At 44.8% G+C, this 14,143-nt stretch carries 11 protein-coding genes; 7 read left to right on the plus strand and 4 right to left on the minus strand.

Going from position 1 to position 14,143, the window contains the following annotated elements:
• Positions 1–75 precede the first annotated feature (75 nt).
• The 3 genes from ABDW33_RS29945 (at position 76) to ABDW33_RS29955 (ending at position 3,355) form a co-directional block, all read left to right on the plus strand.
• Positions 76–1,335, plus strand: coding sequence for a dicarboxylate/amino acid:cation symporter (locus ABDW33_RS29945; RefSeq protein ID WP_343693764.1), 1,260 nt, complete (start codon positions 76–78; stop codon positions 1,333–1,335).
• Between the two features lie 87 nt (positions 1,336–1,422).
• The gene (locus tag ABDW33_RS29950) at positions 1,423–2,079 is read left to right on the plus strand and encodes a VTT domain-containing protein (protein ID WP_343693765.1); all 657 of its coding nucleotides are present in this window, start codon (positions 1,423–1,425) and stop codon (positions 2,077–2,079) included.
• A gap of 37 nt (positions 2,080–2,116) precedes the next feature.
• Positions 2,117–3,355: an MFS transporter gene (locus tag ABDW33_RS29955; RefSeq protein WP_343693766.1), complete on the plus strand. Its 1,239-nt coding sequence runs from the start codon at positions 2,117–2,119 to the stop codon at positions 3,353–3,355.
• Between the two features lie 74 nt (positions 3,356–3,429).
• Here ABDW33_RS29955 and ABDW33_RS29960 read toward each other — a convergent pair whose 3' ends face one another.
• From ABDW33_RS29960 to ABDW33_RS29970, 3 genes are all read right to left on the minus strand, one after another.
• Positions 3,430–3,891 carry a MarR family transcriptional regulator gene (locus ABDW33_RS29960; protein ID WP_343693767.1) on the minus strand — a complete coding sequence of 154 codons (462 nt, stop codon included), beginning with the start codon at positions 3,889–3,891 and terminating at the stop codon, positions 3,430–3,432.
• 176 nt (positions 3,892–4,067) lie between these two features.
• Positions 4,068–5,006 carry a malate dehydrogenase gene (mdh, locus tag ABDW33_RS29965; protein ID WP_343693768.1) on the minus strand — a complete coding sequence of 313 codons (939 nt, stop codon included), beginning with the start codon at positions 5,004–5,006 and terminating at the stop codon, positions 4,068–4,070.
• Positions 5,007–5,081: 75 nt separating this feature from the next.
• Complete coding sequence (locus ABDW33_RS29970; protein WP_343693769.1) at positions 5,082–5,606, minus strand: redoxin domain-containing protein; 525 nt, start codon at positions 5,604–5,606, stop codon at positions 5,082–5,084.
• Between the two features lie 355 nt (positions 5,607–5,961).
• Here ABDW33_RS29970 and efp point away from each other — a divergent pair, with 355 nt between their 5' ends.
• From efp to accC, 3 genes are all read left to right on the plus strand, one after another.
• A complete protein-coding gene (gene efp, locus ABDW33_RS29975; protein ID WP_146966855.1) occupies positions 5,962–6,528 on the plus strand; it encodes an elongation factor P in 567 nt (188 codons plus the stop codon).
• A gap of 59 nt (positions 6,529–6,587) precedes the next feature.
• Positions 6,588–7,076 (plus strand): acetyl-CoA carboxylase biotin carboxyl carrier protein, encoded by a 489-nt coding sequence (gene accB, locus ABDW33_RS29980; protein ID WP_343693770.1) that lies wholly within the window; start codon positions 6,588–6,590, stop codon positions 7,074–7,076.
• A gap of 114 nt (positions 7,077–7,190) precedes the next feature.
• Positions 7,191–8,528 (plus strand): acetyl-CoA carboxylase biotin carboxylase subunit, encoded by a 1,338-nt coding sequence (gene accC / locus ABDW33_RS29985; protein WP_343693771.1) that lies wholly within the window; start codon positions 7,191–7,193, stop codon positions 8,526–8,528.
• A gap of 171 nt (positions 8,529–8,699) precedes the next feature.
• Here accC and ABDW33_RS29990 read toward each other — a convergent pair whose 3' ends face one another.
• On the minus strand, positions 8,700–10,898 hold the full coding sequence (locus ABDW33_RS29990) for a glutamine synthetase III (RefSeq protein ID WP_343693772.1): 2,199 nt from the start codon (positions 10,896–10,898) through the stop codon (positions 8,700–8,702).
• A gap of 372 nt (positions 10,899–11,270) precedes the next feature.
• On the opposite strand from ABDW33_RS29990, the gene purL reads away from it, so the two are divergent.
• Positions 11,271–13,526: a phosphoribosylformylglycinamidine synthase subunit PurL gene (purL, locus tag ABDW33_RS29995; protein WP_343693773.1), complete on the plus strand. Its 2,256-nt coding sequence runs from the start codon at positions 11,271–11,273 to the stop codon at positions 13,524–13,526.
• Positions 13,527–14,143: the final 617 nt, after the last annotated feature.

The following is a 14,143-nucleotide window of genomic DNA, read 5'->3' on the forward strand; positions in this document are numbered from 1 at the left end:
CTTTAGCTCAACAGCATTATTTTTGGGGGATTTTAATCAATTTATATAATTTATTAATATAAAAAGTACCGCTGCATGAAGAAATCCAACCGCCTTACCTTGTATATATTTTTAGCAATGGTACTGGGGATATTGACAGGTTATTTGGTGAACATTGCTTATTCGGGTAAAGATGGTGGGCAGGTTACAATTGGAAAGTTTGTGGAGAATGTATCCATATTGACCAGTGTTTTCCTGCGCCTTGTTAAGATGATTATTGCGCCGCTGGTATTTACCACATTGGTGGTGGGCATTGCCAAACTGGGTGATATTAAAGCTGTAGGACGTATTGGAGGTAAAACCATGTTATGGTTTATTTCGGCGACGTTTGTTTCTCTGGTACTGGGATTAATTCTGGTAAACATATTGAAACCGGGAGCAGACATGCACCTGGTGGATAAGCACGCAACATCTGGTATCAAGGCGGCGGATATGACCCTGAGAGGTTTTTTTGAGCATGTATTTCCGGACAGTGTAGTGAATGCGATGGCGCATAATGAAATCCTGCAGATAGTCATATTTGCCTTGTTCTTTGGGGTAGCTACAGCGGCAATAGGAGAAATGGGCCAGATAGTTATCAAGTTCCTGGATGCTGTAGCGCATATCATGCTGAAGGTAACGGGGTATGTGATGAATTTTGCACCATTTGCTGTATTTGGTGCGATGGCAGCAACGATTGCAGAGAAGGGGGCTGGTATATTGGCTACCTATGGTATATTTATCGGCGAATTCTATATGGGGCTGGCCTGTTTATGGCTTGTACTGGCGGGAGTAGGCTGTTTTATTTTGGGCAAACGTGGGTTGGATCTCCTGAAGCGGATCAAGGATCCGGTATTACTGGCGTTCAGTACTGCCAGCAGTGAGGCTGCTTATCCAAAAGTAATGGAGGAGCTGGAAGGATTTGGTGCAGATAACCGTATTGTGAGTTTTGTACTGCCGTTGGGTTATTCTTTTAACCTGGATGGCTCTATGATGTATATGACATTTGCCAGTCTGTTTATTGCGCAGGCATACGATATGCACCTGGGTATAGAGCAGCAGTTTTCCATGCTGCTGGTACTGATGATCACCAGTAAGGGGATTGCCGGCGTACCGAGGGCTTCATTGGTAGTAATAGCAGGCACATTGTCGATGTTTAAAATTCCGGATGAAGGTTTATTGTTATTGCTGGGTGTAGATCACCTGCTGGATATGGGGCGTTCTGCGACCAATGTAATTGGAAATGCGATGGCAACGGGAGTAGTTTCTAAATGGGAGGGGGCACTGGCTGCACCACGGACTAATCCAGAACTATAACATTGATATAACGTTTAAATCCTTATTTTGCTTCCGCGGGCATTCCGCAGGGCAAGACCTTAAATTAGTGGAGATTATACAAAGCATATGGACCAGTTTTTAGAACTATTTAAGCACCTGATTAACCCTGAATGGATTATTAACCATGGGGGATTGTATTTGTTACTGATTATAATTTTCGCGGAGACCGGTTTATTTGTGGGCTTCTTCCTGCCTGGCGATTCCCTGTTATTTGTAGCTGGCATCTATGGAGGTTTGTTAAGCAATGCTTTTTACGATGTTCCATTTTTAGTTATAATGATCATGATTGCGGTAGCGGGTGTGCTGGGCAATTTTGTAGGTTTCTGGTTTGGGCGTAAGTCAGGTCCTTTATTATTCAGCAGGAAAGACACTTTCCTTTTTAAGAAGAGGCACCTTTACCAGGCGAAGGAATTTTATGATAAGCATGGTGGTGGGGCAATTTTCCTGGCCAGGTTCCTGCCTATCATCCGCACCTTTGCCCCGATTGTGGCGGGTATTGTGGGAATGGACAGAAAGAAATTTATGTTTTTTAATATTATCAGCTCCTTCACATGGGTATTTTCAATGATGCTGGCCGGTCATTATCTGGACAAGGCTTTCCCATCACTCAAAGAACACCTGGAACTGATTGTAATTATATTGATCCTGATTACGACTTTACCGGTCCTTATCAAACTATTTTTTAGTAAACCAAAGCACGCGTCGCCACCGCATGTTGATTAACATGTGAATGAATGCACAATAGACCTTTTAAGTCCTCATGAAACCAGACTCGAAAAATTCCACCATTTTCAATGTTGCCGTATTGGTGGCATCATTGGGTTATTTCGTAGACATCTACGATTTATTGCTATTCACTATAGTACGGGTGCCCAGCCTGAAATCACTGGGTATATCACAAGACGAGATTGACAAGGGAATTGGTGTATGGCTGATGAATATCCAGATGATAGGTCTCCTCTTAGGTGGCATCATGTGGGGGATCATGGCTGATAAGAAAGGACGGCTCCGGGTATTGTTCGGGTCCATTCTTTTGTATTCAGTGGCCAATATTGCTAATGGCTTTGTACAGACAACGGCTGCTTATTCCTTCTGGCGTTTTGTAGCAGGAGTGGGGCTGGCTGGTGAACTGGGTGCTGGTATTACGCTTGTAGCCGAAATCCTGCCGAAGGAAAAGCGGGGGTATGGCACAATGATCGTGGCTACTGTAGGAGTATCCGGTGCAATCGCAGCAAACCTGATAGCGAAGCTGGTGCCTGACTGGCGGTATTGTTACTTTATAGGTGGTGGCCTGGGATTAGTGTTGTTATTATTGAGGATCAGTGTAATGGAATCCGGGATGTTTCACGCTGCGGCTACAGACAATGCGGTCAGGCGGGGGAATATCTTTGCGTTGCTCAATAACCGGGAGCGGTTTATTAAATACCTGAAATGTATATTGCTGGGGACACCTACCTGGTTTGTGGTGGGGATACTGGTGGCATTTTCCAATAAGTTCGCCATAGAGATGGGAGTAAAGGATCCGATAGCTCCCGGCGATGCGATTGCATTCTGCTATGCGGGGCTGGTATTGGGCGACTTTGTGACCGGCTGGATCAGCCAGTTATGGAAAAGCCGGCGAAAGGTGATGATCTTATTCCTCCTGCTTACGACGATCTGTACAGCAGTTTACCTGCATCAGTCGGGAACGGGCAAGGCATTTTTCTTTACTATATGTTTCCTGTTGGGCTTCAGTGTTGGGTTCTGGGCAATATTCGTGACAATAGCGGCAGAGAGTTTTGGTACGAACCTGCGGGCGACGGTGGCGATTACGGTGCCTAACTTTGCGAGGGGCATGCTGGTATTGATCACAATGTTATTTGGCTGGTTGCAGCATTCATTCAGTTACCTGACCAGTGCGGGAATAGTGGGGATAGTGACGATTGGGCTGGGGTTACTGGCATCTTACCTGGTGCCGGAGACATTTGGAAAGGATTTGAATTACATGGAGACGATATAGCACAAGAATAGATGATAAAAAAAAAGTCCGGATGAACTGAGTATAAGTACTCATTCGTTCGGACTTTTTTGTGTTTAGTACCTCATTAGGATCTTATCTAACAGGCCATTCAGCTGTTTCGCTTCTTCTTCAGTGAGTGAGAGGTTCAGAGAATCTTCCAGGGCAGGAAGGTCAACATCCACTTCATTGAGCAGGGCGAGGCCTTTCGGTGTGATCATCACATCTACTGCACGACGGTCGATTTCACTTGCCTTTCTTTCTACGAGACCTGCTTTCCTGAGGCGTTCCACGAGGCGGGAAACGTCGCTCATTTTGTCCAGCATCCGTTCTTTCAAAGTGTTGATATTGGCTGCTTTAGGATGTTGTCCCCGCAGGATGCGAAGGATATTATACTGCTGCATGGTAATGTCAAACTTTTTAAAGAAATGCTGGTGACGGGAAACCAGCCAGTTACCTACGAAGATGAGACCTATTAATCCTTTGTTATACTCGCTGGTCCAACTTTTTTGCGAGATCAGTTTTTCTATATTTGACATAAATGCGCGTATATCGACTTAAAAATACGATAATTCAATTATGTATAGGGAATGGAAAATAAACAGTGCGGATGAATTGAGTAGGAAATAAAAAAATCGCTTTTGTCCCGGACAAAAGCGATTTTTTAAAGTGTGGGGCTGGCGGAAGGCCAACTTTAAGATGTTAATAAGTGGAATCAGGCTACAACTTTCATATTGTCAAGAACATCCATCACTTCTTTTACGTGATCGGCAGAGGTTCTAAGCAGTTCAGTTTCGTTTTGGTCTAATTGCAGCTCTATAATTTTTTCGATACCGTTTTTACCCAGTATCACGGGTACACCGAGGTAGATGTCTTTGAGTCCATATTGTCCGGAGAGCCATGCGCAGCAGGGGAAGATGCGTTTTTCGTCTTTCAGGATAGCTTCTACCATCTGGGCGGCTGCGGCGCCGGGTGCGTACCATGCGGAGGTGCCCAGGAGGTTTACAATTTCGCCACCACCTACTTTCGTGCGCTGGATGATGGCTTCGAGTTTGTCGGCGGCTACGAGTTCGGTGACAGGGATGCCTGACACGGTGGTGTAGCGGGGAAGGGGCACCATGGTATCGCCATGACCTCCCATGAGGATGGCCTGAATGTCTTTGGGAGAGCAGCCGATTTCTTCGGCGAGGAAGGCGCGGTAGCGGGCGGTATCGAGGATGCCGGCCATACCGAACACTTTGCTGCTATCTTTGCCGGCCGTGAGGTAAGCGCAATACGTCATTACATCGAGTGGGTTGCTGACTACGATGATAATTGCATCAGGAGAATATTGGGAGATATTCTCTGTTACAGACTTCACGATATTGGCATTGGTGTTAATCAGGTCATCGCGGCTCATTCCGGGTTTGCGGGGGAGTCCCGACGTAATAACCACCACATCGCTACCGGCTGTCTTCTCATAATCATTTGTTACCCCCGATATCCTGGTGCTATAATAGTCAATAGGCGCCTGTTGCCATGTGTCGAGCGCCTTCCCTTCAGCAGTTCCTTCCTTAATGTCCAATAACACGACTTCCTGTAAAAAATCTCTGTGGGCCAGCACATTAGCACAGGTTGCGCCTACATTACCAGCTCCTACAACAGTAACTTTCATCGTATGTTTTTTATTTAAAGGTGAAGAATATGAGGATGAACAAATGTAACTAATGCCCGCTGAAGCAGATTTGCACTACTTCAGGAGCTCGGCCAGTTCCTCGATCTTTGCGGTACCTTCAAAACCTTTCACAAACTGCCCTTTCCTGTCGTATACAAAGAGGCCAGGGAAGTAGTGGAGGTTATAGAAATACATGATCTGGCGGGTGGGTTCACTACCCATGGTAATGTTCGGGTAGTTCTTAATATTATAATGGTCATAATATTCCTTCATCTGGTCCGGTTTGAACGGGGTCACCATCACGATCTGTGCTTTTTTGAACTTGTCAATATTCTTAAGCATTTCTTCAGTTAAGTGTTTACAGTGGTCACAGTCCACGCTGAATACGAAAATCAGGGTCTTGACGTTCTTCTTCAGGTCCTTCTTTGTAATTATTTTTCCGTTGGGTAAGGTATACGAAAAGGCGGGTGGTGTGGGAAACTGCAGGTAAGGGGGTTGGTCCTTAAGGGCGGCAGCAGTTGCCGGAGTGGTTGTTTTGTTGGATTGTGCATTCATCAAGGCTGGCAGACATAACAATAGTACGATCAGGTAGTGCTTCATATAACTCTTTGATTTGAAAAATATATTATAGCTAAAGGTATCGAATTTAAGCATACAGCAAAGCGGCATTTACAGGACCGGGAAAACCGGCCTCATACATTAAAATTGATGTTTTTCTGGCCTTAAAAGGGCATAAAATGGGTTTAAAACGCTTACTTTTCCACTTTTTCATAAAAAAATTACTAGATTACCTTCCCTTACATTATGTTTGCATTCCTAAAAAAAATAATAGGTAACAGTAGGTCTCTAAATACACTAAAACAAATCAGGAAGCAACGGGTTTTGGGTTTTCCCAGAATGATTACTTTTGCAGTCCTTAACGTAAATTTTTAACTTTAAATTAAGTATCCTTTTTATGGCTACCACTGCAGATATCAGAACAGGATTGATTATAAAGCTGGATAACAGCCTTTATTCTGTTGTAGAGTTTGGTCAGAACAAAACCGCCCGTGCTGCTGCTAAAGTATGGGCAAAGCTGAAAGGTGTTGATAACACCCGTTCCATCGAACATACATGGAACTCCGGTGATAACATCTTCCCTGTGCGTGTTGAGAAGAAAGCATTCCAATACTTATATCAGGACGATAGTGGTTACAACTTCATGGATAACGAGACTTTCGAACAGATCGCTCTGCCAGAGAACCTGATCGATGCACCTCAGTTCCTGAAAGAAGGCCAGGAAGTACAAGTTAGTATCAATACGGAAACCGAGCAGCCGATGAGTGTGGAATTACCGGACAAAATCGTGGTGAAAGTAACGTATTCTGAGCCAGGTTTGAAAGGTGATACAGCTACCCGTACGCTGAAACCAGCTACAGTAGAAGGTGGTGCAACCGTGAATGTTCCTTTGTTCGTAAATGAAGGAGAACTGATCAGAGTAAACACCAAAACTGGTGATTACATTGAGCGTGTAAAAGAATAGTTTTAGTCATCCAATTATATTTATCTACTTCAAGCATTTCTAAACCAAAAACTGTCTACATGGATTTTAAACAGATTCAGGAGCTGGTCAAGATGGTCAACAAATCCAACATCAGCGAACTGAGCATTGAGCAGGACAAGTTTAAGATTACAATAAAGCAAAAGGATAACGAAACTCAGCAGGTGATTGCAGTGCCAACGATGGCTGCACCTGTACAGGCAGTACCACAGGCAGTTGCTGCTGTACATGCTCCTGTATCAGCTCCGGCTGCTGAAGCGCCAAAGCCAGCTGCTGATGTAAAAGCAGACAACCTGGTTACAATCAAATCTCCTATGATCGGTACTTTCTACCGTAGCCCTGGCCCGGATAAACCTTCTTTCGTGAATGTTGGTGACGATGTAGCTCCAGGTAAAGTGGTATGTATCATCGAGGCGATGAAACTTTTCAATGAGATTGAAAGTGAGGTGAGCGGTAAGATCGTAAAAATACTGGTAGATGACGCATCTCCGGTTGAATATGATCAGCCACTGTACCTGGTAGAACCATAAAATTGTTTAGTTAAAAGGTTGGAATATTATGATGTATTGTAGGGAATCCCTGCTTCATAATGTTTCAACCTTTTAGGCTTATTAACTTTTTTTTCTTTAACCTATTGAAAAAACATGTTTAAGAAAATATTGATTGCCAATCGTGGAGAGATTGCCCTGCGTATTATACGCACCTGTAAGGAAATGGGCATCAAAACGGTGGCTGTTTATTCTACTGCTGACAAAGATAGTCTTCACGTGAAGTTCGCTGATGAGGCGGTATGTATAGGCAAGCCTCAGAGCAGTGAATCATATCTGAATATTCCTCACTTAATGGCGGCAGCTGAAATCACCAATGCGGATGCGATCCATCCGGGTTATGGGTTTCTGGCTGAGAATGCCCGTTTCGCAGAGATCTGTGGTGAGCATGGCATTAAGTTTATCGGCCCTACTCCGGAGATGATCCGTAAGATGGGTGATAAAATGACTGCTAAAGAAACTATGATCGCTGCAGGTGTTCCTGTAATTCCGGGTTCCGGCGGGTTATTACAAAGCCTGGAAGAAGCAAGATCACTGGCAAAGGAAATGGGTCTGCCTATCATCCTGAAAGCAACTGCTGGTGGCGGTGGTAAGGGTATGCGTGTAGTGTGGAAAGAAGAGGAACTGGAGAATGCCTACAACATGGCAAAAAATGAAGCCCGTGCAGCATTCAATAACGATGGTATCTACATGGAGAAGTTCGTGGAAGAGCCAAGACATATTGAGATCCAGGTAGCTGGTGACCAGTATGGTAAAGTATGTCACCTGAGTGAGCGTGACTGTTCTATCCAGCGTCGTCACCAGAAGCTGGTTGAAGAGTCTCCTTCTCCGTTCATGACGCCGGAGCTGCGTGAGAAGATGGGTGAAGCGGCTATCAAAGCTGCGGCAGCTATCAATTACGAGAGCGTGGGTACAATTGAGTTCCTGGTGGATAAGCACAGAAATTTCTATTTCATGGAAATGAACACGCGTATCCAGGTAGAACATGGTGTGACTGAAGAAGTAATCAATTTCGACCTTATTAAAGAGCAGATCAAGATAGCAGCTGGTATTCCTATTTCAGGAAAGAACTATATGCCTGAGATGCACGTAATCGAGTGTCGTATCAACGCGGAAGACCCTTACAATGATTTCCGTCCTTCTCCGGGTAAGATCACAGTTTTGCATATTCCGGGTGGTCATGGTGTGAGAGTAGATTCTCATATTTATGCAGGATATGTTATCCCTCCTTATTACGATTCTATGGTAGCTAAGCTGATCACTATCGCGCAGACGAGAGAAGAGGCGATTAACACCATGGAAAGAGCGCTGAGCGAATTTGTAATTGAGGGTGTGAAGACAACTATTCCTTTCCATCAGCAGCTGATGAGAAATGAAGATTTCAGAAAAGGTAATTTTACAACCAAGTTTACAGAGACGTTTAAACTGGTTTAAGATAATACATTTAGATGGTGATCCCGGTGGTGCAAACTACCGGGATTTTTTTGTCCGTTATATTGGTGAAAGATGCATTGTACGTGCTTTTTTAAGTACGGGTAGTATATAAAACACAAAGCCCCGGGTAAATACCCGGGGCTAATCATACACCAAAACAATCTTACGGTTTTATCGCAAGAAAAGCAGCTCTCTGTACTTAGGCAGTGCCCATTGTTTGTCATCTACCAGGAACTCCAGTTTATCGGAGTGGTATCTGATCACATCAAAGTACGGCTTAATTTTATCACAATAATCTATAGCTTTCTGGCGGCTGTCAGTAACCTTGTTAGCTACTTTGCGCGCTTCAATCATAGCCTGTACATTCTCACTGATGACGTTAACATGTTCAGCTATTTTGTTAGCAATCTGGGTTTGCGCTTTAACAGCAGCATCGCCTAAACCTATTTCTTTCAGACCACGGATATTAGTGATCAGACTATTCATATAGGAGATTGCGGAAGGCAGGATCGTGTTGGTAGCCAGGTCGCCTATAACGCGGGCTTCGATCTGTACCTTCTTCACATAATCTTCGAGCAGGATTTCATGACGTGCATGCAGTTCCTTCTCTGTATAGATACCTATTTCTGTGAACAGTTTAGTAGATTTCTCAGTTACGAAAGCATCCAGTGCCTGAGGAGTTGTCTTCACGTTTGCGAGACCTCTTCTTTCAGCTTCTTTCTCCCACTCTTCGCTATAACCGTCGCCTTCGAATAAAACTTTCTCCGAATCTACAATATATTTACGAAGAGTTTGCATAATAGCAATCTCTTTTTTCTCACCTTTCTCGATCAGGCTATCTACTTCAACTTTGAAGTCAGCCAGTGTTTTAGCCACGATTGTGTTCAGCACAGTCATTGCAGAAGCACAGTTTGCAGAAGAACCTACGGCACGGAACTCGAACTTGTTACCAGTGAAGGCGAACGGAGAAGTACGGTTACGGTCGGTGTTATCCAGCATCAGTTCTGGAATGTGACGGTGCAGGTCGAGCTTCAGGATAGCTTCATCCTGCTCATCGAACTTGTTGCTCACACGGGTCTTCACTTCCTGCAGTACTTCGTACAGGTATTTACCTGAGAATACGGAAATGATTGCAGGAGGTGCTTCGTTAGCGCCCAGACGGAAGTCATTGCTTGGAGAAGCGATAGAAGCTCTCATCAGGTCAGCATAGTCATGAACCGCCTTGATAGTGTTAACGAAGAAAGTGAGGAACATCAGGTTAGTCTTAGGAGTCTTACCAGGAGCCAGCAGGTTAACGCCGGTATCGGTAGCCATAGACCAGTTATTGTGTTTACCTGAACCGTTGATACCAGCAAATGGTTTCTCGTGCAGCAGGCATTTCAGTTTATGACGTTTAGCAACTTTGCTCATTACGTCCATGAGCAGGGAGTTGTGGTCAACTGCGATGTTCACTTCTTCGAAGATTGGAGCACACTCGAACTGAGAAGGAGCCACCTCGTTGTGACGGGTTCTCAAAGGAATACCCAGTTTGTATGATTCCAGTTCGAAATCACGCATGAAAGCGTAAGCACGCTCAGGAATAGAACCAAAGTAATGGTCTTCCAGCTGCTGACCTTTAGAAGGCGCGTGACCTACAACGGTACGACCAGTCATCACCAGGTCAGGACGAGCATTAGCCAGGTTTTCGTCAACCAGGAAGTATTCCTGTTCCCAACCCAGGGTAGGCGTTACTTTAGTAACGTTCTTATCGAAATAGTTACATACGTCTACAGCAGCTTTGTCGATAGCTGACAGTGCTTTCAGCAACGGAGCCTTGTAATCCAGTGATTCACCGGTGTATGAAACGAATATAGTAGGAATGCAGAGTGTTTTACCAAATCCTTGTTCCAGGATGAATGGAGGAGAGGAAGGATCCCATGCGGTATAACCACGAGCTTCGAAAGTAGCACGCAGACCACCATTAGGGAAAGAAGATGCATCAGGCTCCTGTTGTACCAGTGCATCGCCGTCAAATGTTTCCAGCGGGGTACCATCACTCTTCAGGGTAAAGAAAGAGTCATGTTTTTCAGCAGTAGTACCGGTTAATGGTTGGAACCAGTGGGTGTAGTGGGTAACTCCTTTTTTCATTGCCCAGGCTTTCAGACCAGAAGCGATCTGCTCAGCCATCTTACGTTCGATTTTGGTGCCGGCCTTGATAGAGTTCATCAGGCTTTTGTAAGCCTCATCACTCAGGCTTTCCCTCATTGCTTTTCCTGCGAATACATTGCTGCCGAACACTTCGGTGATCTTGTTACCGGTGAGTGCTTCGGATGTGATTTTTAGATCAACGCCAGAAAGGTTTTCCAGCGCGGTGAAGCGTAACGATTGCATGCTGTAAATAATTTTACACAAAAGAACGCTGTTGTGCTTACATAAGCAAGAAATAAGTTGATTTTAACTAAAAAATTACATTTTGAGGTCGAAAAGGTTAATAATTTTGATTTTTGGTCAAAAAATTAGGGGTGAGTCGTACCCAAACTGATGTATTTAAAAAATGATAATGTGTTAAAAGGGGGTTTTTACTTCAGTAGTGGGGGTAAAAAAGAGGTTTTTAGGAGAAAATTACTTAGGTAGTATTTTTGCTGTAGGGTTTTAAAATCCCGTTAAAATGGGTGCTGCCAACAGGGGTATTCCTTGTCAATTGCAGGAAAAACCTGTAGGTTTGCATCTTCTATTAAACACATACTCATTACATCTAATTACATGCAACCTTCCGTAGAAACTCCAGATAAGTTCTCCCAGACCACCGTTGAAACAGCTGAACAGCTGGGTCTTACTGCAGACGAATTTGAGCGCATAAAAAACATCCTTGGCCGTACGCCGAACTTCACAGAACTGAGTATGTATTCTGTCATGTGGAGTGAGCATTGCAGTTACAAAAACTCTATCGTGTGGTTAAAGACATTGCCCCGCGAAGGTGAACGCCTGCTCGTGAAAGCAGGAGAAGAGAACGCCGGTTTAGTAGATATCGGCGATGGTTATGCCTGTGTATTCAAAATTGAATCACATAACCATCCCTCTGCAATCGAGCCATTCCAGGGTGCTGCTACCGGTGTAGGTGGTATTCACCGTGATATCTTCACGATGGGTGCACGCCCTATCGCTGCCTTGAACTCCCTGCGTTTTGGCAATCTGAATGATAAGAAAACACAACACCTCGTAAAAGGTATTGTACACGGTATCGGTCATTATGGCAATTGTTTCGGTGTGCCTACCGTGGCTGGTGAAACTTACTTCGAAGATTGCTATGGTACTAACCCACTCGTAAACGCGATGAGCGTAGGCGTGGTGAAAGTTGGCCAGACAGTATCTGCTACCTCCTATGGTGCCGGTAATCCTGTATTCATCGTAGGTTCTGCAACCGGTAAAGATGGTATAGGTGGTGCATCCTTTGCCAGTGCAAACATCACTGAAGATAGCGTAGAAGATCTGCCTTCCGTACAGGTAGGTGATCCATTCCAGGAAAAGAAACTGCTGGAAGCATGCCTGGAAATCATTCCAACCGGCGCGCTGGTGGGCATGCAGGATATGGGTGCAGCTGGTATTACCTGTTCTACCGCAGAAATGAGTGCGAAAGGAGAACATGGTATGATCATTCACCTGGATAAGGTACCAACCCGCCAGCAGAATATGAAAGCATGGGAAATGCTGCTGAGCGAAAGCCAGGAGAGAATGCTGATCGTATTGCACAAAGGCCAGGAAGCCAAAGTGCTTGAAATATTTGAGAAATGGGACCTGCATTGCGTGCAGATTGGCGAAGTAACTACCGACAAGTCACTGAAGTTCTATATGAACGATGTGCTGGAAGCTGATGTACCTGCGGAAAGCCTGGTGCTGGGCGGTGGTGCTCCTCAATATCACCGTGCTTACACAGAACCCGTTTACTTCGAAAAAATCAAAGCCTTCAATATCCAGAATATTCCGGATACCCTGCATGCACAGTTTGCAGCAGAAAGGCTGGTAAAGCTGCCTAACATTGCCAGCAAACGCTGGATCTATAACCAGTACGACAGCATGGTAGGTGCGGCTAATGCCTCTACTAACGCACCAAGTGATGCAGCTATCATAACCGTAAAAGGTACAAAGAAAGTACTGGCCGTAACTACCGACTGTAACAGCCGTTTTGTATATGCTGACCCTCATATCGGTGGTCAGATAGCCGTAGCAGAAGCTGCCCGCAACATCGTATGTAGCGGTGGCGAGCCTGTAGCTATCACAAACTGCCTGAACTTCGGTAACCCTTACGATCCTGAAGTATACTACCAGTTCGTACACGCTATTAAAGGTATGGGTGAAGCCTGTCGTAAATTCAATACCCCTGTTACAGGTGGTAACGTGAGCTTCTACAACCAGTCTCCTGAAGGCGCTGTATATCCTACACCTACCATCGGTATGCTGGGTATCCTGGATAGCATCGAAAACCGTATGACCCTTCACTTCAAAGAAGCGGGTCACCTGGTTTACCTGCTGGGTCGTAGCCGTAATGATATCAATAGCTCTGAATACCTGCACAAACTGATCGGCATCGAATTCAGCCCGGCCCCTCACTTCCACCTGGAAGAAGAAGCACAGCTGCAAACTGCTATCTCAAAACTGAATAAAGCGGGTCTCATTCAGTCTGCACACGATGTGAGCGAAGGTGGTCTGTTCATTACCCTGCTGGAAAGCGCAATGGCCAGCGGATTAGGTTTTGATGTACACACCGATGCTAACTTCCGTAAAGATGCTTACCTGTTCGGCGAAAGCCAGAGCCGTGCGGTAGTCACTGTCAGACCTGAGGATAAAGAGAAGTTCGAAGCATTGCTCCATGGTCTGGTAGATGCCACCGAATACTCTATCCGTTATCAGAAGATCGGTACTGTAAAAGGTGAACACGTGGTGGTAGATGGTGAGGACTGGGGTAAAGTGAGCCAGTGGAAGCAACAGTATGATACCGCGATCGAAGCACATTTAGCATAAGGGCTACTATTTTAAGTTATACGAGGTGTAACATATATCCCACATGGGTGTTATGTTGCACCTTTTCTCTTTTTAAGCTGTTCATCATACACTTATATAAAGTGGGCAATTTGCAGAATCATTGCTGGTTGGGCATTTGCCTGAAATATGGGTTTTATTGTACGGTGTATTTACTTTAACAACTCATTAACAAAATAGCATCTTCGTGTGAATTTATATTACTATATGTAGACTATTTTTGATAAAGAGAGATGCAAAATACGAGTCCAGTTGTCAGGGGCTTTTTAGTATAAAAATATCCAGGAGTCTTATTGATTCCCATTCTATGAAAACCAATTGTTCTACTTACCATGTCCTAATGAAAGCTAAGTGATTTACACCTAGTGAGAAAGAAAGATTTGTAGAGGAGCCCTTCGTGTTACAACGAAGGGCTCCCTTGTTTTTGGGCCCGCCCTAAATGAAAAAGCCGGCTCACGATCGTGAACCGGCTTTTTCATGTGCGCCATGCATGGCGATAAACTTGACGGTGGAAGTCCGTTATGGGGGTTTGTAATCGCCAACCATTAGCCAAGAGCAAGGGTGTCCACTGCGAAGTGGAATCTGAAGGAAGCTTACGG

The sequence above is a fragment of the Chitinophaga sp. genome (genome assembly GCF_039596155.1).
Lineage (GTDB): Bacteria > Bacteroidota > Bacteroidia > Chitinophagales > Chitinophagaceae > Chitinophaga.